This window comes from Enterobacter cloacae complex sp. ECL352 (assembly GCF_020149545.1).
GTDB classification, from domain to species: domain Bacteria; phylum Pseudomonadota; class Gammaproteobacteria; order Enterobacterales; family Enterobacteriaceae; genus Enterobacter; species Enterobacter asburiae_B.
In genome coordinates this window covers 1,013,493-1,034,727 of record NZ_CP083709.1, presented here as the reverse complement: position 1 = coordinate 1,034,727, position 21,235 = coordinate 1,013,493, and the positions used below count along the sequence as shown (strand labels likewise).

Genomic DNA, 21,235 nt, shown 5'->3' with positions numbered 1-21,235 from the left:
AAATTGGGATACCGACCCAGCATACCTGTTGAGCAGGTAGGGGGAAGTAAGGAATTCGCATATCTATATACTGCAAGGAAATAATGGGGATCAGTATGGAATAAGGGGCGGCATAAGCCACCCCTGCTTTACACATTTTTGCATTATTTCCATAACGCGTGCTTAGCACGGTAGCAGTCGACCCACATCGCCGTCGCGCCGCAGACGGCGACGGGCATGATGAACAGATTCAGGAAGGGAATCATGGTGAACAGGCTGGTCAGCGCGCCAAACTGCATGTTGGCGACCTTCTGGCTTCGCAGGGCAGTGCGCATCTCTTTAAACGGCACCTTGTGGTTATCGAACGGATAGTCGCAGTACTGGATGGCCAGCATCCAGGCGCTGAACAGGAACCACAGCACCGGCGCCACCGTCTGGCCAATGCCTGGCACAAAATAGAGGATAAGCAGCACGACCGCGCGGGGCAGGTACCAGGCAAACTTCTGCCACTCGCGCTTCATGATGCGTGGCAGGTCTTTCATGATCCCCAGCACGCCCGTGTCCGGCGGCGTCGCACCGGTAAGCCGCGCTTCCAGCTGTTCCGCCAGCAGACCGTTAAACGGTGCGGCTATCCAGTTGGCAATTGTCGAAAAGAAGTACCCAAACACCAGCAGCACGGAGATCACCGCCACCGGCCAGAGCAGGTAGTTAAGCCACTGCAGCCAGTCCGGAACGTAACTCATCAGCGACGGGATCCAGCTCTCCAGCTTTGTGAATAGCCACCAGAACGCGCCGCCCATCAGAATAATGTTGATCAACAGCGGCAGAATCACGAAGCGTCGAATCCCCGGCAGGGAGACCAGTTTCCAGCCCTGAGAAAAATACCAGACGCCGCTGCGCGGGGGAGAAGAAGATGTTGAAACCATAGCCAGGCTGTACTCCTTTTTACACAACCAGTGGAATTGCCCGCCTATATTATCCACTTACGGAGCAATGACCAGTTCGGAAATGTTCGAAAAACCAGCAAAAAGCACGATTTCCTTCATCTTTATGCTGTGAATGCTCTGCACACACTTGCACTTGACGTAAACGGCAAATACTCTTAGTGAGTAAATGTTTGCCGTGGTGGCAAGGTGTTAGAACAACAGAGAATATAATGATGCAGGATTTGCGTCTGATATTAATCATTGTTGGCGCGATCGCCATAATCGCTTTACTGGTACATGGTTTCTGGACCAGCCGTAAAGAGCGTTCCTCGATGTTTCGCGATCGCCCACTGAAGCGCATGAAGTCCAGTCGTGACGACGATGACAGTGAAGATGACATCGACGGCAGCGATGACGACGGCGTGGGTGAAGTTCGTGTTCATCGGGTCAATACTGCGCCCGGCGCAGGCCATGGGGAGCATGAAGCGCCTCGTCCTTCGCAGCACCAGTATCAACCGCCGTATGCTTCTGCACAGCCGCGCCAGCCAGCGCCGCAGCCTGTGGAAGAACCGGTGCGCCAGCCGCCGCAACAGCCTGTCTATCAGCAGCCTGCTGCGCCACAGCCGGTTCAACAGCAACCGGTGCAGCAGCCCGTGCAGCAACAGCCTGCTCAGCCGGTACAACAACCGCAGCAGCCTGTTCACGTACAGCCTGCGCCTCAGCCTGCTCCGGCTCCGCACGTTGAGCCTGAGCCCGTTGTAGAACCAGAGCCGGTTGTTGAAAAACCGCAGCGTAAAGAAGCGGTGATCATCATGAACGTGGCCGCGCATCACGGCAGCCATCTTAACGGTGACGTGCTGCTCAACAGTATTCAACAGGCAGGATTCAAGTTTGGCGATATGAACATTTTCCATCGCCAGCTGAGCCCTGACGGTAGCGGTCCGGCGCTGTTCAGCCTGGCCAACATGGTTAACCCTGGCACCTTTGATCCGGAAATGACCGGTGATTTCGTGACCCCGGGCGTCACTATCTTTATGCAGGTGCCTTCTTACGGCGACGAACTGCAAAACTTTAAGCTGATGCTGCAGTCCGCTCAGCACATCGCTGACGAAGTCGGCGGCGTGGTGCTCGACGATCAGCGTCGAATGATGACCCCGCAGAAGCTGCGCGAGTATCAGGACCGCATCCGCGAAGTTAAGGAAGCTAACGCGTAATCGTCGCGTTTACTTCAACTCCTCCTCAACCCCCGCCTGTCGGGGGTTTTTTCTCATTGATGGTGCGATATGGACTCAATCGAACAACAACTCACTGAACTGCGAACCACGCTTCGCCATCATGAATACCTCTATCATGTTATGGACGCGCCGGAAGTCCCGGATGCCGAATATGACCGCCTGATGCGCGAGCTGCGCGAATTAGAGGCGCAGCATCCGGAGCTTATCACGCCGGATTCCCCCACCCAGCGCGTCGGCGCTGAGCCGCTGGGCGCTTTCAGCCAGGTGCGCCATGAGGTGCCGATGCTGTCGCTGGATAACGTATTTGATGAAGAGAGCTTCCTCGCGTTTAACAAGCGCGTGCAGGATCGCCTGAAAAGCAGCGACTCCCTCACCTGGTGCTGCGAGCTCAAGCTGGATGGCCTGGCGGTCAGTCTTCTCTATGAAAACGGTGTGCTGGTGCGTGCCGCAACGCGTGGCGACGGTACGACGGGCGAAGACATCACCACCAACGTGCGTACCATCCGCGCGATCCCGCTGAAGCTGCAGGGTGACAACATTCCCGCGCGTCTGGAAGTGCGCGGCGAGGTGTTCCTGCCCCAGGCGGGCTTCGAGAAAATTAACGATGAGGCGCGTCGCACCGGCGGGAAGGTGTTTGCTAACCCGCGTAATGCGGCGGCAGGCTCTCTGCGCCAGCTTGACCCGCGTATTACCGCGAAGCGACCGCTTACTTTCTTCTGCTACGGCGTCGGTATTCTGGAGGGCGGCGAGCTGCCGGATACGCACCTCGGACGCCTGCTGCAGTTTAAAGCGTGGGGCCTGCCGGTGAGCAACCGCGTTCAGCTCTGCGACTCGCCGGAAGCGGTGCTGGCGTTCTACCACAAGGTGGAAGAGGACCGTCCGACGCTCGGGTTTGATATTGATGGCGTTGTCATCAAGGTGAATTCACTGGCGCTGCAGGAGCAGCTGGGCTTTGTGGCGCGCGCGCCGCGCTGGGCGGTGGCGTTTAAGTTCCCTGCTCAGGAGCAGATGACCGTCGTTCGCGATGTGGAGTTCCAGGTTGGCCGTACGGGGGCGATTACCCCGGTCGCCCGTCTGGAGCCCGTGCAGGTTGCGGGCGTGCTGGTGAGTAATGCCACGTTGCATAACGCCGATGAAATCGAACGCCTCGGCCTGCGCATTGGTGACAAAGTGGTGATTCGCCGCGCGGGCGACGTTATCCCGCAGGTGGTTAACGTCGTGGAGTCGGAACGTCCTGCCGATACGCGCGAGATCGTCTTCCCGACCCACTGCCCGGTGTGCGGCTCCGACGTTGAGCGTGTGGAAGGTGAAGCGGTGGCGCGCTGTACTGGGGGCTTAATCTGTGGTGCGCAGCGTAAAGAATCGCTGAAGCACTTCGTCTCCCGTCGGGCGATGGATGTCGACGGCATGGGCGACAAGATTATCGATCAGCTGGTTGAGAAAGAGTATGTCCATACGCCAGCGGATCTCTTCAGGCTGACGGCAGGTAAACTGACCGGTCTGGATCGCATGGGGCCAAAGTCAGCCCAGAATGTGGTTAACGCGCTGGAAGCCGCCAAAGATACGACCTTTGCCCGCTTCCTGTACGCGCTGGGTATTCGTGAAGTGGGTGAGGCGACGGCAGCGGGCCTGGCGGCGTACTTTGGTACGCTGGAGGCGCTGGAAAAGGCAAGCATCGACGAGCTGCAGAAAGTCCCTGACGTAGGCATTGTGGTCGCCACGCACGTCTTTAACTTCTTCGCCGAAGAGAGCAACCGTGAAGTCATCGGCAAGCTGCTGGAAGAGGGCATTAAGTGGCCCGCGCCGGTGGTGGTTAACGCCGAAGAGATCGACAGCCCGTTCGCCGGTAAAACGGTCGTCCTGACCGGTAGCCTGAGCCAGCTTGCACGCGACGATGCGAAGGCGCGCCTGGTGGCGCTGGGGGCCAAAGTGGCGGGCAGCGTGTCGAAGAAAACCGACCTGGTGATCGCCGGGGAAGCGGCGGGCTCTAAGCTGGCGAAAGCCCAGGAGCTCGGCATTGAGGTTATCGATGAAGCGGAAATGATGCGTCTGTTAGGAGAGTAACGTGGAGAAAGAACAGCTCGTTGAAATAGCCAATACGGAGATGCCGTTCGGTAAATACAAGGGCCGCAGGCTGATTGATTTGCCGGAGGAGTATCTGCTGTGGTTTGCCCGTAAGGATGAATTCCCGGCAGGGCGGCTGGGCGAGCTGATGGCTATCACGTTACTGATCAAAACCGAGGGGCTGACCCAGCTGGTTCAGCCCCTGAAACGTCCTTAAGCCTTCGCGGCGCGGGTCTCTTCCTGCGCCAGCTTTTCGGTCTGGCGCTTGTAGCGACGCGCCAGCACCGCGCAGACCATCAGCTGGATCTGGTGGAAAATCATCAGCGGCAGCACCATCATCCCAATCACCGAGGTCGGGAACAGAATATTGGCCATCGGGATACCGTTCGCCAGGCTCTTTTTCGAACCGCAGAAGACAATGGTGATTTCATCCGCTTTGCTGAAGCCGCACCTGCGTGCCACAAAGACGTTTACCGCAATCACAATCGCCAGCAGGACGAGGCTGACCACCACGATAAACAGCAGCGAGCCTGCGCCCACCTTATGCCAGATCCCATTTACAACCGCTTCGCTGAAGGCGGAATAGACCACCAGCAGAATCGACGACTGGTCGGTTTTTGAGATCCATTTCTTGTGCTTAGCCACGAACGCCCCGGTCCATGGACGGGATAGATGCCCCAGGACAAACGGCAGCAGCAGCTGCAGGCAAATTTTTCCAACCTGCTCGAGATTGCCTTCCGCGCCGTGCATGTTCATCAGCAGGCCCACCAGCAGCGGGGAAACGAAAATCCCTAACAGGCTGGATGCCGATGCCGAGCAGACCGCGGCCGCAACGTTCCCTCCGGCGAGAGAGGTAAAGGCAATGGCGGACTGTACGGTAGCCGGCAGAATACAGAGATACAGGAAACCGGTGTAGAGCGCCGGGTCGACGTTAACCGGCGCCCACCAGGCAAACAGCACTCCGAGGATTGGGAACAGAATGAACGTGCTGCACATCACCCAGAGGTGCAGCCGCCAGTGGCTACCGCCGGCAATAATCGCTTCGCGCGAGAGCTTTGCGCCGTGCATAAAGAACAGCAGCGCGATGGCGGCCGTCGTCAGCCCTTCAAAAAACGGGACGAAGCCCCCGCGGGCGGGGAAGAACGAGGCCAGTAAAACGGTAACCACCAGGGTGAGCGTAAACGGATCAACAATACGAAATAGTTTCATAATGACTCCTGAAAACAGATGTCGCTATTGTGCTTTTTTCCATTTGAGAAATAAAATTGATTTATTGCATCCATTCATGAATGAAACAGATGAATTACTCCTTACGCCAGCTTCGTATTTTCGTCACCGTCGCTCACGCCCGCAGCTTTAGCCGGGCAGGGGAGATGATTGGCCTGAGCCAGTCGGCGGTCAGCCACAGCGTGAAAGAGCTTGAGAATCAGACCGGGGTGAAGTTGCTTGACCGCACAACCCGTGAAGTGGTGCTCACCGAAGCGGGGCAGCAGCTCGCCCTGCGTCTTGAACGATTGCTGGATGAGCTGAACAGCACGCTCAGAGACGTGGGGAGGCTGGGGCAGCAGCTTTCGGGGACCGTGCGCGTCGCGGCCAGTCAGACGATCTCTGCACACCTTATCCCGCAATGTATTGCCGAGGGAAGTCATCGCTACCCGGACATTGATTTTGTCCTGCATGACAGGCCGCAGCAGTGGGTGCTGGAGAGCATCCGCCAGGGAGATGTGGATTTTGGTATCGTTATCGATCCCGGCCAGGCGAGCGATCTGGCGTGCGAAAGCGTACTTTCCGAGCCCTTTTTGCTGCTCTGCCGTGACGACGACCCGCTGGCCACGTTGCCGGAGGTCAGCTGGCAGTCCCTGACGGGCGCGAACCTGGTTTTACAGGATTATGCCTCGGGCAGCCGTCCGCTGATTGATTCCGCGCTGGTGAATCAGGGTGTAAAGGCAACGATCGTGCAGGAGATTGGTCACCCGGCGACGCTGTTTCCCATGGTGGAAGCCGGCATTGGCATCAGCGTGTTGCCCGCCCTGGCGCTTCCCCTGCCGCAGGGAAGCCGGCTGGCCGTCAAGCGATTAACGCCCGTTGTTGAGCGAAAGCTGATGCTGGTGCGGCGAAAAAATCGCTCACTCTCAGGGGCGGCGCAGGCTATCTGGGAAGTGGTGCGTATCCAGGCACAACGATTAACCGAAGCCCGCATACGCGACCCACTGTTTAACGCATCAGAAGATTAGATGTAAATATCAATCTGATTATTGTCTGAAGGGGTATTCACACCTTCCACTTTGCCCAGCTTTTGATCCTGCTTCTTTTGGGCCTCTTCTGCCTGCTGGCGCTGCAGCGCGGCGAGCTGTGCCTGCAGCACTTTGAGCTGGGTCTGAATAAGTTCCTGCTGCTTTTTCTTCTCATCGGTGCTGACGGGACTGTTTGCCAGCTCTTTTAACTGCTGAGTCAGCTTTTTGATCTTGTCGAGAATGCGGGTGATTTGCGCAGCAATATCGTTACTGCTCGAAGTTCCACTCGCGCCGCTGGTTTGAATCTGTTGGGTTGAAGCCTGAATGGTCGTCATACTTTTTCCTCGCGTTATAAAACAGAGGTATCGGCACCAACGGGATTAGCTTGAGCAAAACTGCCATATCTGGCAGGGAGTTACATTGATACACAATCAGTATTGATGATGCGGTGAAAGTGTACTGGAAGGCGGAAGTAGACAAACTGCAGATAGCAAAAAGGCGCCTTTAGGGCGCCTTTCTACATTGGTGGGTCGTGCAGGATTCGAACCTGCGACCAATTGATTAAAAGTCAACTGCTCTACCAACTGAGCTAACGACCCGAAATGGTGGGCGATGACGGGCTCGAACCGCCGACCCCCTCCGTGTAAAGGAGATGCTCTACCAACTGAGCTAATCGCCCATTTCGGAACTGCTGCGATAAGGTGAGAATGGTGGGCGATGACGGGCTCGAACCGCCGACCCCCTCCGTGTAAAGGAGATGCTCTACCAACTGAGCTAATCGCCCAATCTCAATTCTTATCTACACTGCGGGTCTACCGAAGTAGATGGTGGGTGATGACGGGCTCGAACCGCCGACCCCCTCCGTGTAAAGGAGATGCTCTACCAACTGAGCTAATCACCCCCGCTGTGTGGAGTCGCATTATAGGGAGAGTTGAAAATGAGTCAACGCATTTTCTAAAGTTTTTATTCGTTCGTCGTAAAATTAAACAAAACGATCGCGAAACGGGCAATGACGCATGATTTCTAAACAAAAATCGCAAACTCGGTCACGATAAAGTGATCAACATTGAGGAATCCCCCCACAGTGATAGAATATTGCCCATCGTTTTTTCCCCAGGATTTGCCGATTGCCGGCATCTTTATAATGTAAGGCCATTTCATGAAAATCAAAACTCGCTTCGCGCCGAGCCCGACAGGCTATCTGCACGTCGGTGGTGCACGTACCGCTCTCTATTCCTGGCTTTTCGCACGCCACAACAAAGGTGAGTTCGTGCTGCGTATTGAAGACACCGATCTTGAGCGCTCCACGCCAGAAGCAATTGAAGCCATTATGGATGGGATGAACTGGCTGAATCTGGAATGGGATGAAGGTCCTTACTTCCAGACCAAACGCTTTGACCGCTATAACGCTGTCATTGATGAGATGCTGGTCGCGGGCACGGCGTATAAGTGCTACTGCTCTAAAGAGCGTCTGGATGAACTGCGTGAAGCGCAGATGGCGAACGGTGAAAAGCCGCGTTATGACGGCCGCTGCCGCCACGACCATAGCGAGCATGCTGCAGATGAGCCTTGCGTGGTGCGTTTTGCTAACCCGCAAGAGGGCTCGGTGATCTTTGACGACCAGATCCGTGGCCCAATTGAATTCAGCAACCAGGAGCTGGACGATCTGATCATCCGTCGTACCGACGGTTCTCCAACCTACAACTTCTGCGTTGTGGTTGACGACTGGGATATGGAAATTACTCACGTTGTCCGTGGTGAAGACCATATCAACAATACGCCACGTCAGATCAACATCCTGAAGGCGCTGAACGCCCCTGTGCCAGTTTATGCGCACGTCTCCATGATCAACGGCGATGACGGGAAAAAACTGTCTAAACGTCACGGTGCGGTAAGCGTTATGCAGTATCGCGACGACGGTTATCTGCCGGAAGCACTGCTGAACTATCTGGTGCGTCTGGGCTGGGCCCACGGTGACCAGGAGATCTTCAGTCGCGAAGAGATGATCGAACTATTCTCTCTGAGCTCTGTAAGCAAATCAGCGAGCGCCTTTAATACCGACAAGCTCCTGTGGCTGAACCATCACTACATCAACACCATGCAGCCAGAATATGTGGCGACGTATCTGCAGTGGCATATTGAGCAGGCAAATATTGATACCCGCACTGGCCCTGAGCTGGCGGACCTGGTGAAACTCCTCGGCGAGCGCTGCAAAACGCTGAAAGAGATTGCCGAAAGCTGCCGCTACTTCTATGAAGAGTTTGAAGAGTTCGACGCGGACGCCGCGAAGAAACACCTCCGTCCGGTTGCGCGTCAGCCGCTGGAAGTGGTGCGCGACAAGCTGGCGGCCCTTACCGAGTGGACCGCTGAGAATGTGCATCACGCCATTCAGGCGACGGCAGACGAGCTGGAAGTCGGTATGGGTAAAGTCGGTATGCCACTGCGCGTTGCGGTGACCGGGGCGGGTCAGTCTCCGGCACTGGATGTGACGGTTCACGCCATCGGCAAGTCACGCAGCGTGGCGCGCATTAACAGGGCGCTGGACTTTATCGCTGAACGTGAAAATCAGCAGTAATTAGGCCTCAGATAAAAAACGGCAGGTTACCCTGCCGTTTTTTTTATGCCTTTTATTCCGTGAGACCGAGCCGCGTCAGGAAGCCGTGTATGCCTTCACGTTTCAATAAGGCGTCCAGACGCCTCTGCTCTGGCTGAGTCATACTCTCCAGCGTCTCAATAATGCCCGGAGACAGGTTTGAAGAGGGTTCACTGTATGAAGCGGTGACCTCAGCGAGATGGTAAACCGCCTGACGGTTACGGATCGCCGGGAGGCTCATAATATGTTCCTTCACGCGCGCATCAATATGAATGAGCCGCGCGCGACCACCCTTCACGCCGTTGAGGCCTTCGGTTTTCCATCCCTGCTGGCGTATCCAGCGATTAACCGTTTGTCTGGCAACGCCCAAACTCTCCGCCAGCTCTTCCGTGGTCATTTTGCTGCGTAATTTTTTCATATCAGTTCTGATCGCGAATTCCTAAACGTTGCAACAATCCGGTAATCCCTTCCCGCATTAACAGCGATGTCATCTGCTTCTGCTCTTCCGGCGTCATTTCATTGGCCAGCGTCAGGAGCAGCGTGTGAAGCGAACTATCATGACTGATGCCTTCTGGCAGTTCGGACGTTTCAGTTGCCCGACGTGCGCTGCGGATAAAGTCACGGACTTTTTCGTTCACATGTACCAGGCGAGCTTTCCCGCCCTGGACGCCTGGTTTTGGTGATGTAATCCAACCCTCTTTGCGTACCCATTTATTGATGGTCTGGCGGCTATAGCCAGTGAGGAGGGCTAACTCTTCTGGCGTCATTCGTTCCTTGATCATGCAATTTCCTGAATATCAGTGGGGTTAATTAACGGCTCATTTTATAGCACCGTTTTACGTGAAAACGTGACAGGCTTAACTCCTGACTGCGAGCAGGCTCGCAAAGTGATTCATTTGCATGATTTTTCGGCGATTGAATGGCTGGGATTGATTTTGCCGTTGACACTCCGCGGCGGAATTCATATTATGCCGCCCGTCAACATGACAGCTTTACGATGGGGCTATAGCTCAGCTGGGAGAGCGCTTGCATGGCATGCAAGAGGTCAGCGGTTCGATCCCGCTTAGCTCCACCAAACTCTGAACCCAACAGAGTGCGGTCAGTAAAGTCACATGTGGGGCTATAGCTCAGCTGGGAGAGCGCTTGCATGGCATGCAAGAGGTCAGCGGTTCGATCCCGCTTAGCTCCACCAAAATTGTAAACCCTCGTCAAAAGACGAGGGTTTTTTTTATGTGTTTGTAACACCCGCCACCGTATTTTGTTATCAAAAAGAAGGTATTCCCGTACCTCACCTCAATCGACATCAATAAACCAGTCTAAAAATAGACTTGAACTTGATTCGCGCAATTAATAAACCTATTATCCATCCGGTCAATAATTCTCTCGGAAAATAACGCCCAGGTTAATGAATAGAAAAACTTACAATAATGTAAAGATATTTATGATTGCTCTGGCCTTATGCCTGATTGCGGTACCTGTCTCCCGTTATCTCTCTCCCCGCGCAATTGTTAATGGTCACGACGTTTATTTAGCATGGTTACCTTTAAGCGTAATGCTGGCGGTAATTCTGCTATTTGGGCGCAGGGCTATTCTTCCCATTTTGTTAGGTTTTACTGTCACTAATTTATTCTATGTAAATTTAGCACCGCTACAATATTCAGTATTACTGTTCTGTCAGACCTTTGCGTTGTTCGCGGCGTGCGGCCTTCTGCGCATCATGCTGGGTAAGCGTTGGCGCTACTCCATCCCTAACAAGCACATCGGATTGCGGATATTCTGGCTCGGTTTTATGGTGCCAATAGGGATTAAGCTGTCGATGTATTTGGCGGGCTATTTGTTTGATTTTCCGGTGACAATTTCGACCTTTTTCGGCGAAGGGACGGTAATTTATAACGTTGTGGATATACAAAGCCTGATATGTGCGGCATTGATTTTTACCATGATGTTCTATTACCCGTTAAGAATGATAATTAATCCTCGTTATGCAATAAGTTTCTGGCGACGAAGCGTGAAGCCCGTGTTTTTTCACAAGAATTCATTATATATTTTTGCCTGGCTGGTGCTATTAAGTTTCATTCTCGTCATTTTATGTGGTCCTTTTGAATCTCCCGTCATTGCGGGCTATTTGATGCCGCTGATTTTTATTCTTTTTACCTTAGCGATAAGCCGACTGACCTATGCGTTGATTTCTCTGCTGTGGGCTGTATCTGCGCTCCTGCTGTTGACCTACAACTACAACTTCCTTAACGGGGTGGAATCGGGCCATTCGCTCTCTTTTATTCTGTCCGTGCTTATCTCATTCGCGATCTGTCTGCTTTACATGTCGCGCATTTATCAGCGCAGCGAGTGGCTTAAGCGGGGCTGGCAGGGGAGGGCGCTCACCGATCCGCTGACCGGATTGCCCAATATTCGTGCGCTGGAGGATTATCTTGAGATTCACCCGGATGCAAAAGTGAGCATTCTGCGTATGGATAACCTGGAATTTTTGAGCCGCCATTATGGGATCCTGATGCGGGTCCATTGCAAACGTACGATCGCCACGTCGCTGCAGCCTCTCCTGCAAAAAGATGAGACGCTCTTCCAGCTTCCCGGAAGCGAGCTTGTGCTGGTATTACTGGGCCCGGGAACCGCTGAGCGCCTCCAGCATATGGTTGATCGACTGAACAGCCGTAAGATTTTTTGGAACAACACCGGGCTGGATATTGAATTCGGTGCGTCTTGGGGAATGGTCGAAAACGGCGAAAAACTGCACCACACGCTGGGGCAGCTGAGCTGGCTGGCCGAGCAATCCTGCGGAGCAGCAAACAACGTGCTTGCGCTCACGAATAGCCTCGAGGCGGCATCAGGGCAAACGACAGAGCGAGTCCTGATGCTGGCGCGGATTAAGCATGCCCTGGAGGCGGGTCAGTTCCATTTATACGCGCAACCGATCCAGAAGGCGGACGGGAGCGGCTACTACGAAATTCTGACGCGTATGGAGAGCGAGGGCGAGATCTTCACTCCTGACCGCTTTATTCCGTTGATTGCCCAGTTCAACCTCAGCCACCGGTTTGATATGTGCGTCATGGAGAAATTACTGCTGTGGCTGCGCGATCACCCTTCAACGCAGGCTGGCGCTCGTTTCTCCGTTAATCTGATGCCGCTTACGCTGATGCAAAAAGAGGTGGCGTCCGAGATTTGTGCGCTCTTTGAACGCTACGGCGTTGCGCCTCAGTCCGTCGTGATTGAGATTACCGAAGAGCAGGCCTTCTCAAATTCAGGCAGCAGCATCCACAATATTCAGCAACTGCGGGATTACGGTTTCCGGATTGCTATAGATGATTTTGGTACCGGCTACGCCAACTACGAGCGCCTCAGACGCCTGCAGGCAGACATCATTAAAATTGACGGCTGCTTTATTAAAGACATTTGTACCGATGATATGGATGCGATGATCGTGCAGTCGATGTGTAATCTGGCGAAGACGAAATCGCTGTGCGTCGTAGCGGAATACGTCGAAACACCGGCGCAGCGCGAGATGCTGCTTCGCTTCGGCGTGGATTACCTGCAGGGCTACCTGATAGGCAAACCCAAACCGCTGGAAGAATTGCGGGCATAAAAAAACCGGGAGCCAGGCTCCCGGTTTTTGTTTAACGCTAAACGTTAGAGTACCAGTGCCGCGATAGAAGCAGACAGGACGCTCACCAGCGTAGAGCCGTAAACCAGCTTCAGGCCAAAGCGAGAAACCACGTTGCCCTGTTCTTCGTTCAGACCTTTAATCGCGCCCGCGATAATCCCGATGGACGAGAAGTTCGCGAAGGAGACCAGGAACACGGACAGAATGCCTTCCGCGCGCGGAGAAAGCGTGCTGGCAATTTTCTGCAGATCCATCATCGCAACGAATTCGTTAGAAACCAGTTTGGTTGCCATGATACTGCCCACCTGCAGCGCTTCGTGAGCCGGAACACCCATCACCCAGGCAACCGGGTAGAAGATGTAGCCCAGAATACCCTGGAAGGAGATACCCAGCACCGCGGCGAACAGGGCGTTCAGCGCAGAAATCAGCGCAATGAAGCCGATCAGCATGGCGGCAACGATAATCGCCACTTTGAAACCCGCCAGAATGTACTCCCCCAGCATTTCGAAGAAGCTCTGGCCTTCGTGCAGGTTTGACATCTGAATGTTCTCTTCGCTTGCGTCAACGCGGTACGGGTTGATCAGCGACAGAACGATAAAGGTGCTGAACATGTTCAGAACCAGCGCCGCAACAACATACTTTGGCTCCAGCATGGTCATATACGCGCCCACAATAGACATGGAAACGGTAGACATTGCGGTTGCCGCCATGGTGTACATGCGGTTGCGGGACATTTTGCCGAGAATATCTTTATACGCGATGAAGTTCTCAGACTGACCGAGGATCAGGGAACTGACGGCGTTGAAGGATTCCAGCTTGCCCATGCCGTTCACTTTGGATAACAGGAAGCCAATTCCACGAATAACGAACGGCAGAACGCGGATGTGCTGCAGAATACCGATCAGCGCGGAGATGAAGACGATAGGGCAGAGAACCTTCAGGAAGAAGAACGCCAGACCTTCATCGTTCATTTTACCGAAGACAAAGTTGGTCCCTTCATTGGCGAATCCGAGCAGTTTTTCGAACATTTCGGAGAAGCCTTTCACGAAGCCGAGGCCTACATTGGAGTTCAGGAAGAACCACGCAAGTAAAACTTCAATGACCAGCAGCTGGACAACATAACGGATACGAATTTTTTTGCGGTCTGTGCTGACCAGCAATGCAAGTGCAGTAACGACAACAAGTGCCAGGACAAAATGAAGGACGCGGTCCATATTTGCTCCAAATATGAGGCAGGTTTAATTTTCGTGCACATTCTATGTAACAAGCGAAAAGAAAACGAGATCGAGGACACACTATAGTTACATCCTGTGACGAGTCTCAAAAATAGTGATCCACAATACATTTTTGTTATGTTAGGTAAATGAGTGAAAAGTTAAGTTTGTGTGCTAGTCTTCACAAAAGCGCGCGCGATTTTAGTTTCTGTTAGATCGCCCCACTTACCCGCCCGTCTATCGTTCAAAGCTATCAGAGAAATCACTGTAAACAGCATAAATGATCTTGATAATCATTCTCATTTTGATAGCATTAAACATAGCAAAGGCTATATTTCAGAGGCAGAAATGACAAACAGTCGCGTAGAGGGTAGCAGTGGCAGAGCCGCGCGCAAGTTGCGGTTCGCATTAATGGGACCTGCGTTCATCGCTGCCATTGGCTATATCGATCCAGGTAACTTTGCGACCAATATTCAGGCCGGGGCCAGCTTCGGCTATAAGCTGCTGTGGGTGGTCGTCTGGGCTAACCTGATGGCGATGCTGATTCAGATGCTCTCCGCAAAGCTGGGGATTGCCACGGGTAAAAACCTGGCGGAGCAAATTCGCGACCATTATCCGCGTCCGGCCGTCTGGCTCTACTGGGTTCAGGCGGAAATCATCGCCATGGCCACTGACCTCGCTGAATTTATCGGTGCAGCGATCGGCTTTAAGCTGATTCTGGGCGTGTCGCTGTTGCAGGGGGCGGTACTGACCGGGATTGCCACTTTCCTGATCCTGATGCTGCAGCGTCGGGGTCAAAAGCCGCTGGAGAAGGTTATCGGCGGTCTGCTTCTGTTTGTCGCGGCGGCCTATATCGTCGAGCTGATTTTCTCACAGCCGAATCTGGTGCAGCTCGGTAAAGGTATGGCAATACCAAGCCTGCCAACCTCGGAAGCGGTGTTCCTGGCCGCCGGGGTATTGGGGGCGACCATCATGCCGCATGTGATTTACCTGCACTCCTCGCTGACCCAGCATCTCCATGGTGGAACGCGCAAAGAGCGTTACTCCGCCACCAAATGGGACGTGGCGATTGCCATGACCATCGCGGGGTTTGTCAATCTGGCGATGATGGCTACCGCAGCCGCCGCTTTCCACTTTAACGGCCACACCGGTATTGCCGATCTCGACCAGGCCTATCTCACGCTGGAGCCCTTACTGAGCCATGCTGCCGCCACGATATTTGGTCTCAGCCTGGTGGCTGCCGGTCTCTCTTCTACGGTAGTGGGCACGCTGGCAGGCCAGGTGGTGATGCAGGGGTTTGTCCGCTTCCATATTCCGCTGTGGGTTCGTCGCTCCGTCACCATGCTCCCGTCATTTATCGTGATTCTGATGGGGCTTGATCCTACGAGAATTCTGGTCATGAGCCAGGTGCTGCTGAGCTTTGGTATCGCGCTGGCGCTGGTGCCGCTGCTGATCTTTACCAGCAACAAAACCCTGATGGGCGAACTGGTTAACTCAACGCTGGTGAAACGGACCGGGTGGGCAATCGTGGTGGTGGTGGTGGCACTAAACCTGTGGCTGCTTATTGGCACCGCATTGGGGCTCTAAAAGAAAAAGGAGCCGGGAGGCTCCTTTTTGTATTAATGGTGACCGTGGCCATGACCGTGGCCGCGTCCTTTCCCGCCGCGATCCCAGCCGCCGCGACGGTCGTCACGATCGTTCCAGCCTTCACGGTAGCCGCGCTCATACGCGTTGTCTTTATACCAGCCGCGGTGTCTGCCGTTATCATGTTTCCACCAGCGGTCTCCGCGCCACTCATAGTGACGGTTCCAGTAGTCACGGTCGCGCCAGTAGCCACCGTCCCAGTATCTGCCGTAGTCGTCACGATCGCCAATTTGTAATTTTACTGATGGCAACAGGGTGATTTCGCCCGCATTGGCGATCAGCGGGGCTGAAGCCAGTAATACCGCTGCAAGAATCAGTGACCTGAACATACTCTTTCTCCTTCACGATCGGGGCCCTTGTGGGGCCTGTTAACGCAATATTACGAGTTGGTAAAGCCTCGTTTCATCGCCTCAACTCCGAATTCCTGAGCGAGAGCACTTTTTGCTAAAAGTGATTCTATTTTGAGCTGTTCAGAATCGTGTCAATACGGACAAGTTCTTCCGCAGAGAAATGGCGGTTTTCCAGCATCCCCACGGCATCATCAATCTGGGCCGTTTTACTTGCCCCAATCAGCACTGACGTCACGTTCTCATGGCGTAATACCCAGGCCAGCGCCATCTGGGACAGCTTCTGACCGCGCTCTTCCGCAATGGCGTTCAGCTTTCTTACCTTCTCCAGCTTCTCTTCGGTGATCTGGTCAGGGTTCAGGAACTGACTGCCGCTTGCCGCGCGTGAGTCTGCCGGAATGCCGTTGAGATAGCGGTTGGTCAGTTGTCCACCGGCCAGCGGTGAGAAGGGAATGCAGCCGACCCCTTTTTCCTGCAGCACGTTTAGCAGTCCCTCTTCCGGCGCACGTTCAAAAAGGGAGTATTTCGGCTGGTGGATCAGGCAGGGCGTACCGAGATCGTCAAGGATATCAATCGCCTTGCGGGCCAGCTCCGCAGGGTAGTTGGATAACCCGACATACAGGGCTTTTCCCTGGCGCACCGCATGGTCAAGCGCTTTCATGGTTTCCAGCAGCGGCGTTTGTGGGTCAGGACGGTGATGATAGAAGATATCCACATACTCCAGCCCCATGCGCTTCAGGCTCTGATCCAGGCTTGCCAGCAGATATTTGCGTGACCCCCAGTCGCCGTAAGGGCCATCCCACATGGTATAACCTGCTTTGGTAGAGATGAGCAGCTCGTCGCGCCAGGGCAGGAAATCCTCCTGCAAAATACGGCCGAAATTACGTTCGGCCGATCCCGGCGGCGGGCCATAGTTGTTGGCAAGGTCGAAATGCGTAATGCCTAGATCGAACGCGCGCTGTAAAAGTTGACGGCTGTTTTCGATAAGCGTGGTGTCGCCAAAGTTATGCCACAGCCCAAGCGAGATGGCGGGCAACCTGAGTCCGCTTTGCCCGCAGCGACGATACTCCATTGTCCGATAACGATTTTTGTCCGGCTGATAACCCATTCTCATCACCTCTGGCGCTGAAGAAAAAATCAGTGTATGCGTTTACATTAACGCGAAAAAAAGCAGCATAGCGCAGCCTTTTTTGTAAAGCATTCTTTCCATGATCTTCTTATCGCCAATTCTGGACAGTCATCACGCTTATTTAATACTCAAGGTGAGGTCAACATTAGAAGGATACCTGTTCATGCGTACCCCATACTGCGTCGCCGATTACCTGCTGGACCGTCTTACGGATTGTGGAGCCGATCATCTGTTTGGCGTGCCGGGCGACTATAACCTGCAGTTTCTCGACCATGTGATAGACAGCCCGGATATCTGTTGGGTGGGCTGTGCCAACGAGTTAAACGCCTCCTATGCCGCGGACGGATATGCCCGATGTAAGGGCTTTGCCGCGCTGCTGACGACATTTGGCGTAGGAGAGTTAAGTGCGATGAATGGCATTGCGGGCAGCTACGCTGAGCACGTTCCGGTACTGCATATTGTGGGCGCGCCGGGTACGGCGTCACAGCAAAGAGGGGAGCTGCTGCACCATACGCTGGGCGACGGTGAGTTTCGTCATTTTTACCATATGAGCGAACCGATCACCGTTGCACAGGCGATCCTGACCGAACAAAACGCCTGTTATGAGATTGACCGGGTATTAACTACCATGCTCCGGGAGCGTCGCCCCGGCTATCTGATGCTGCCTGCGGATGTGGCAAAAAAAGCCGCCACGCCTCCTGTAAACGCTCTCACTCTCAAACACGCGCATGCCGATAGCGCCTGCCTGAAAGCGTTCCGGGATGCCGCTGAGAACAGGCTGGCCATGAGCAAGCGTACTGCGCTGCTGGCCGATTTCCTTGTCCTTCGCCACGGCCTGAAGCATGCCCTACAGAAGTGGGTCAAGGACGTGCCGATGGCACACGCCACCATGCTGATGGGTAAAGGCATATTTGACGAGCGTCACGCCGGTTTTTACGGCACCTACAGCGGTTCGGCGAGCGCCGGTGCGGTAAAAGAGGCGATTGAAGGGGCAGACACGGTGCTGTGCATCGGGACGCGATTTACCGATACCCTGACCGCCGGCTTCACGCATCAGCTAACCCCGTCACAAACAATTGAAGTTCAGCCTCATGCCTCACGCGTCGGTGACGTCTGGTTTACCGGCATCCCCATGCTTCAGGCAATCGAAACGCTGGTAGAGCTGTGTAAACAGCACGTGCACGATGCGCCGGCACCGTCGTCTCAAAGCACGATTGAATATCCGCAGCCGGATGGCTCGCTGACGCAGGAGAATTTCTGGAAAACGTTGCAGACGTTTATCCGCCCTGGAGACATCATCCTTGCGGATCAAGGCACCTCGGCCTTCGGCGCGATCGACCTTCGTCTTCCGGCTGATGTGAATTTTATCGTCCAGCCGCTGTGGGGATCGATCGGCTACACCCTGGCCGCAGCGTTTGGCGCGCAAACCGCCTGCCCAAACCGGCGCGTGATTGTGCTGACTGGGGATGGCGCAGCGCAGCTCACCATCCAGGAGCTTGGCTCTATGCTGCGCGATAAACAACACCCGATTATTCTGGTCCTTAACAACGAAGGGTACACGGTGGAAAGAGCGATCCACGGGCCGGAACAGCGATATAACGACATTGCGCTATGGAACTGGACGCAAATCCCGCAGGCCCTGAGCCTTGATCCTCAGGCCCAGTGCTGGCGGGTCAGTGAAGCGGAGCAGCTGGCGGATGTCCTTGAGAAAGTGGCGCACCACGAGCGGCTCTCGCTAATTGAGGTGATGCTGCCGAAAGCCGATATCCCGCCGCTGCTGGGGGCGATTACTAAAGCGCTGGAAGCGCGCAATAGCGCCTGATTACTTGTCGTTTCGCCAGGCCATCATCATCGGTTTGCCCGCCAGCAGGAGCCAGGCGGGCAACATCACGATACAGAGCAGGGGGAAAAGCGTCGAATCGGGTACCACTACCGCCGCCATAAACAGGCTGAGCCAGGCGTCACGCGTGACCACCAGAACCAGCCCCAGAATAGAGCAGGAGACGGTAATGGCCGCAGGCACCGCATCGACGTGTTCGTGCAGCATCAGCCCCAGCGCTACGCCGACAAAGACCACCGGGAAGATGCGTCCACCGCGAAAACCGCAGGCTGCAGCCACCACCAGCGCGGCCAGCTTAATCACGGCAAACAGCAGATAGTCGGAGACGCTAAACACCTGGCTGAAGGCCAGCTGCTGCATCTCGTCCAGACCTTTGAACAACGTCACCGTCCCGCCGATTGCCCCTAAAATACCGAGGATCAAACCTCCTGCCCCCAGAACTAACACCGGGTGTTTGAGTTTATGCATCAGCCGGTGCAGGCGAGGAAGACACCATACCGCCACCATTCCCAGCGCGATGGCGAACGCGACGACGATGGCGCCGCTGAAAATATCGGCTATCTGCATTTGCCCATAGTGGGGGAGGGTGAGTGAGAAGTGGGGATGGAAAAACAGGCTGGTCGTCAGCGAGCCAGCGGCTGCTGCCATCAGCGGAGCAAAGAGTTTATCCCACAGTGGGACGTCGTTATTGCTGCTGAGCGTCTGAGAAAAGATCAGTGCGGCAGCGACGGGCGTGCCGAAAAGTGCCCCGATGGTGCCTGCGGAGGCGAGGATGGTCCAGTCCAGCGCGCCGACGCGGGGCAAAATGCGTGAACCGAGGAAAACCGCCAGGCCAATATTCACCGCCATAATCGGATGCTCCGGCCCCAGGCTGACGCCGCCGGCCAGACCGATAATCAACGCAATGAGCAGTCCGGGCAGTGCCGAAGGGGGAACCGGGGCGCCAATCAGCGGTTCCTGCGCCGGATCGGGGCCGGCATGGCCGGGACTGAAACGGATCACCAGGCCTACCGCAATACCGGTTAACGTCAGCATCACAACGATCCAGGCAGGGGAATCAGCATTGACCCCCAGTTTTGTCGGAAGCGCTGTCCACAACATGGCTTGCAGCACCGACGCGACTTTCATCACGACAATGAGCACCAGACTTGAGGCCACGCCAATAATTAGCGCCGGAATTGCCAGCAACAGCATGGTTCTGGCTCGCGGGTGGAGCATGATGATTTCCTTGTACAAAACGGTATTACGTTACTTTGCACATTAAGCTTTATGGCAATAGTGCAAAAGGTGCTGAAACGGTAAAGTTATTCTGTGACGAAGATCGATAATCCATGGGCATTCACCTTATGGCCGTTGTTGTTATCACGCCTTGAATTTACAGTGTCCCAAAGATTTATTTTGACTTTAGCGGAGCAGTAGAAGAATGACAAAGTATGCTTTGGTAGGTGATGTGGGCGGCACGAATGCGCGCCTCGCATTGTGCGATGTTAGTAGCGGTGAGATTTCCCGGGCGAAAACCTATTCCGGGCTGGATTATCCAAGCCTTGAGGCCGTTGTCCGCGTCTATCTGGAAGAGCATCAGGTGAGCGTTGAAGACGGCTGCATCGCTATTGCCTGCCCGATAACCGGCGACTGGGTCGCAATGACCAACCATACCTGGGCATTCTCCATCGCCGAGATGAAAAAAAACCTCGGTTTTTCGCATCTTGAAATCATCAATGACTTTACCGCGGTGTCCATGGCGATCCCAATGCTGAAGCCAGAGCATCTGATCCAGTTTGGCGGCGCTGAACCGGTCGAAGGCAAGCCGATTGCGGTTTACGGGGCCGGTACCGGCCTCGGCGTGTCGCATCTGGTGCATGTTGCTCAGCGCTGGGTGAGCCTGCCGGGTGAAGGCGGCCACGTAGACTTTGCGCCAAACAGCGAAGAAGAGGGCATTATCCTTGAAGAGTTACGCGCTGAGATCGGCCACGTCTCCGCCGAGCGCGTCCTTTCAGGTCCGGGGCTGGTGAATCTGTACCGCGCGATTGTGAAATCAGACGGTCGTCTGCCGGAAAACCTGCAGCCGAAAGACGTCACCGAACGCGCGCTGACGGACAGCTGCATTGACTGTCGTCGTGCCCTGTCGCTGTTCTGCGTGATCATGGGACGTTTCGGCGGCAACCTGGCGCTGACGCTGGGCACCTTCGGTGGGGTCTATATCGCGGGCGGGATCGTACCGCGCTTCCTCGACTTCTTTAAAGCCTCGGGCTTCCGCGGCGGGTTTGAAGATAAAGGGCGTTTCAGAAGCTACGTGCAGGACATTCCGGTTTATCTGATCGTGCATGACAACCCGGGACTGCTGGGTTCCGGGGCCCATCTGCGTCAGGTTCTCGGTCAAATCCTCTGATGCAGAGCCCTCTCCCGCGGGAGAG

The 21,235-nt window shown here is 54.8% G+C and carries 18 protein-coding genes and 6 tRNA genes; 11 read left to right on the top strand and 13 right to left on the bottom strand.

The window, feature by feature from the left end:
- Positions 1-143: 143 nt before the first annotated feature.
- Entirely contained in the window at positions 144-905 is a 762-nt protein-coding gene (gene cysZ / locus LBF07_RS04995; RefSeq protein ID WP_039263698.1) for a sulfate transporter CysZ, read from the bottom strand.
- Between the two features lie 230 nt (positions 906-1,135).
- On the opposite strand from cysZ, the gene zipA reads away from it, so the two are divergent.
- The 3 genes from zipA (at position 1,136) to LBF07_RS04980 (ending at position 4,421) form a co-directional block, all read left to right on the top strand.
- Positions 1,136-2,119, top strand: a complete 984-nt coding sequence (gene zipA, locus LBF07_RS04990) for a cell division protein ZipA (RefSeq protein WP_094934565.1) — start codon at positions 1,136-1,138, stop codon at positions 2,117-2,119.
- Positions 2,120-2,188: 69 nt separating this feature from the next.
- Positions 2,189-4,204 (top strand): NAD-dependent DNA ligase LigA, encoded by a 2,016-nt coding sequence (gene ligA, locus LBF07_RS04985; protein WP_094934564.1) that lies wholly within the window; start codon positions 2,189-2,191, stop codon positions 4,202-4,204.
- 1 nt (position 4,205) lies between these two features.
- Positions 4,206-4,421, top strand: coding sequence for a DUF3820 family protein (locus LBF07_RS04980; RefSeq protein WP_003861328.1), 216 nt, complete (start codon positions 4,206-4,208; stop codon positions 4,419-4,421).
- Here the strand turns inward: LBF07_RS04980 and LBF07_RS04975 are convergent.
- The gene (locus LBF07_RS04975) at positions 4,418-5,413 is read right to left on the bottom strand and encodes a bile acid:sodium symporter family protein (RefSeq protein ID WP_047060698.1); all 996 of its coding nucleotides are present in this window, start codon (positions 5,411-5,413) and stop codon (positions 4,418-4,420) included. The genes LBF07_RS04980 and LBF07_RS04975 overlap by 4 nt on opposite strands.
- Positions 5,414-5,502: 89 nt before the next feature.
- Here LBF07_RS04975 and LBF07_RS04970 point away from each other — a divergent pair, with 89 nt between their 5' ends.
- Complete coding sequence (locus LBF07_RS04970; RefSeq protein ID WP_033146568.1) at positions 5,503-6,438, top strand: LysR family transcriptional regulator; 936 nt, start codon at positions 5,503-5,505, stop codon at positions 6,436-6,438.
- On the opposite strand, the gene LBF07_RS04965 is transcribed toward LBF07_RS04970, so the two are convergent.
- The 5 genes from LBF07_RS04965 to LBF07_RS04945 all read right to left on the bottom strand — a co-directional run bounded on the left by LBF07_RS04965 (position 6,435) and on the right by LBF07_RS04945 (position 7,339).
- Positions 6,435-6,773: a FlxA-like family protein gene (locus tag LBF07_RS04965; RefSeq protein WP_047060695.1), complete on the bottom strand. Its 339-nt coding sequence runs from the start codon at positions 6,771-6,773 to the stop codon at positions 6,435-6,437. The two genes, LBF07_RS04970 and LBF07_RS04965, sit on opposite strands and share 4 nt — an antisense overlap.
- Positions 6,774-6,961: 188 nt before the next feature.
- Positions 6,962-7,037 (bottom strand) — tRNA-Lys (locus LBF07_RS04960).
- Positions 7,038-7,041: 4 nt separating this feature from the next.
- Positions 7,042-7,117 (bottom strand) — tRNA-Val (locus tag LBF07_RS04955).
- Between the two features lie 29 nt (positions 7,118-7,146).
- Positions 7,147-7,222, bottom strand: a tRNA-Val gene (locus LBF07_RS04950).
- Between the two features lie 41 nt (positions 7,223-7,263).
- Positions 7,264-7,339: transfer RNA gene (locus LBF07_RS04945), tRNA-Val, on the bottom strand.
- A 258-nt stretch (positions 7,340-7,597) separates the two neighbouring features.
- Here LBF07_RS04945 and gltX point away from each other — a divergent pair.
- A complete protein-coding gene (gene gltX, locus LBF07_RS04940) occupies positions 7,598-9,013 on the top strand; it encodes a glutamate--tRNA ligase (RefSeq protein WP_087823074.1) in 1,416 nt (471 codons plus the stop codon).
- 52 nt (positions 9,014-9,065) lie between these two features.
- Here gltX and LBF07_RS04935 read toward each other — a convergent pair whose 3' ends face one another.
- Both LBF07_RS04935 and LBF07_RS04930 read right to left on the bottom strand, forming a co-directional pair.
- On the bottom strand, positions 9,066-9,449 hold the full coding sequence (locus tag LBF07_RS04935; protein ID WP_033146144.1) for a YfeC-like transcriptional regulator: 384 nt from the start codon (positions 9,447-9,449) through the stop codon (positions 9,066-9,068).
- Position 9,450: 1 nt separating this feature from the next.
- Positions 9,451-9,813 (bottom strand): YfeC-like transcriptional regulator, encoded by a 363-nt coding sequence (locus LBF07_RS04930; protein ID WP_094934563.1) that lies wholly within the window; start codon positions 9,811-9,813, stop codon positions 9,451-9,453.
- Positions 9,814-10,030: 217 nt separating this feature from the next.
- Here LBF07_RS04930 and LBF07_RS04925 point away from each other — a divergent pair.
- From LBF07_RS04925 to LBF07_RS04915, 3 genes are all read left to right on the top strand, one after another.
- Positions 10,031-10,106: transfer RNA gene (locus tag LBF07_RS04925), tRNA-Ala, on the top strand.
- A 41-nt stretch (positions 10,107-10,147) separates the two neighbouring features.
- Positions 10,148-10,223, top strand: a tRNA-Ala gene (locus tag LBF07_RS04920).
- A 213-nt stretch (positions 10,224-10,436) separates the two neighbouring features.
- The gene (locus LBF07_RS04915) at positions 10,437-12,629 is read left to right on the top strand and encodes an EAL domain-containing protein (protein WP_112778099.1); all 2,193 of its coding nucleotides are present in this window, start codon (positions 10,437-10,439) and stop codon (positions 12,627-12,629) included.
- 44 nt (positions 12,630-12,673) lie between these two features.
- Here LBF07_RS04915 and LBF07_RS04910 read toward each other — a convergent pair whose 3' ends face one another.
- Positions 12,674-13,861 (bottom strand): NupC/NupG family nucleoside CNT transporter, encoded by a 1,188-nt coding sequence (locus LBF07_RS04910; RefSeq protein WP_008501591.1) that lies wholly within the window; start codon positions 13,859-13,861, stop codon positions 12,674-12,676.
- Between the two features lie 348 nt (positions 13,862-14,209).
- Between LBF07_RS04910 and LBF07_RS04905 the strand changes: the two genes are divergently transcribed.
- Positions 14,210-15,448 carry an Nramp family divalent metal transporter gene (locus LBF07_RS04905; RefSeq protein ID WP_033146141.1) on the top strand — a complete coding sequence of 413 codons (1,239 nt, stop codon included), beginning with the start codon at positions 14,210-14,212 and terminating at the stop codon, positions 15,446-15,448.
- A gap of 32 nt (positions 15,449-15,480) precedes the next feature.
- On the opposite strand, the gene LBF07_RS04900 is transcribed toward LBF07_RS04905, so the two are convergent.
- Positions 15,481-15,834: a DUF2502 domain-containing protein gene (locus LBF07_RS04900; protein ID WP_023308717.1), complete on the bottom strand. Its 354-nt coding sequence runs from the start codon at positions 15,832-15,834 to the stop codon at positions 15,481-15,483.
- 127 nt (positions 15,835-15,961) lie between these two features.
- Positions 15,962-16,960: an L-glyceraldehyde 3-phosphate reductase gene (gene mgrA / locus LBF07_RS04895; protein ID WP_094935819.1), complete on the bottom strand. Its 999-nt coding sequence runs from the start codon at positions 16,958-16,960 to the stop codon at positions 15,962-15,964.
- A gap of 184 nt (positions 16,961-17,144) precedes the next feature.
- On the opposite strand from mgrA, the gene ipdC reads away from it, so the two are divergent.
- Positions 17,145-18,803: an indolepyruvate decarboxylase gene (gene ipdC, locus LBF07_RS04890; protein ID WP_069303143.1), complete on the top strand. Its 1,659-nt coding sequence runs from the start codon at positions 17,145-17,147 to the stop codon at positions 18,801-18,803.
- Here ipdC and LBF07_RS04885 read toward each other — a convergent pair whose 3' ends face one another.
- Entirely contained in the window at positions 18,804-20,039 is a 1,236-nt protein-coding gene (locus LBF07_RS04885; RefSeq protein WP_094935818.1) for an ion channel protein, read from the bottom strand. It abuts the gene before it with no gap.
- A gap of 205 nt (positions 20,040-20,244) precedes the next feature.
- On the opposite strand from LBF07_RS04885, the gene glk reads away from it, so the two are divergent.
- A complete protein-coding gene (glk, locus tag LBF07_RS04880; protein ID WP_094935817.1) occupies positions 20,245-21,210 on the top strand; it encodes a glucokinase in 966 nt (321 codons plus the stop codon).
- Positions 21,211-21,235: the final 25 nt, after the last annotated feature.

Coding starts and splice junctions, on each gene's coding strand:
- mgrA (WP_094935819.1), bottom strand. CDS start 16,960: ATGGGTTATCAGCCGGACAAAAATCGTTATCGGACAATGGAGTATCGT.
- LBF07_RS04905 (WP_033146141.1), top strand. CDS start 14,210: ATGACAAACAGTCGCGTAGAGGGTAGCAGTGGCAGAGCCGCGCGCAAG.
- LBF07_RS04930 (WP_094934563.1), bottom strand. CDS start 9,813: ATGATCAAGGAACGAATGACGCCAGAAGAGTTAGCCCTCCTCACTGGC.
- LBF07_RS04915 (WP_112778099.1), top strand. CDS start 10,437: ATGAATAGAAAAACTTACAATAATGTAAAGATATTTATGATTGCTCTG.
- ligA (WP_094934564.1), top strand. CDS start 2,189: ATGGACTCAATCGAACAACAACTCACTGAACTGCGAACCACGCTTCGC.
- LBF07_RS04975 (WP_047060698.1), bottom strand. CDS start 5,413: ATGAAACTATTTCGTATTGTTGATCCGTTTACGCTCACCCTGGTGGTT.
- LBF07_RS04900 (WP_023308717.1), bottom strand. CDS start 15,834: ATGTTCAGGTCACTGATTCTTGCAGCGGTATTACTGGCTTCAGCCCCG.
- zipA (WP_094934565.1), top strand. CDS start 1,136: ATGATGCAGGATTTGCGTCTGATATTAATCATTGTTGGCGCGATCGCC.
- LBF07_RS04970 (WP_033146568.1), top strand. CDS start 5,503: ATGAATTACTCCTTACGCCAGCTTCGTATTTTCGTCACCGTCGCTCAC.
- gltX (WP_087823074.1), top strand. CDS start 7,598: ATGAAAATCAAAACTCGCTTCGCGCCGAGCCCGACAGGCTATCTGCAC.
- ipdC (WP_069303143.1), top strand. CDS start 17,145: ATGCGTACCCCATACTGCGTCGCCGATTACCTGCTGGACCGTCTTACG.
- LBF07_RS04885 (WP_094935818.1), bottom strand. CDS start 20,039: ATGCTCCACCCGCGAGCCAGAACCATGCTGTTGCTGGCAATTCCGGCG.
- glk (WP_094935817.1), top strand. CDS start 20,245: ATGACAAAGTATGCTTTGGTAGGTGATGTGGGCGGCACGAATGCGCGC.
- LBF07_RS04910 (WP_008501591.1), bottom strand. CDS start 13,861: ATGGACCGCGTCCTTCATTTTGTCCTGGCACTTGTTGTCGTTACTGCA.
- LBF07_RS04935 (WP_033146144.1), bottom strand. CDS start 9,449: ATGAAAAAATTACGCAGCAAAATGACCACGGAAGAGCTGGCGGAGAGT.
- cysZ (WP_039263698.1), bottom strand. CDS start 905: ATGGTTTCAACATCTTCTTCTCCCCCGCGCAGCGGCGTCTGGTATTTT.
- LBF07_RS04965 (WP_047060695.1), bottom strand. CDS start 6,773: ATGACGACCATTCAGGCTTCAACCCAACAGATTCAAACCAGCGGCGCG.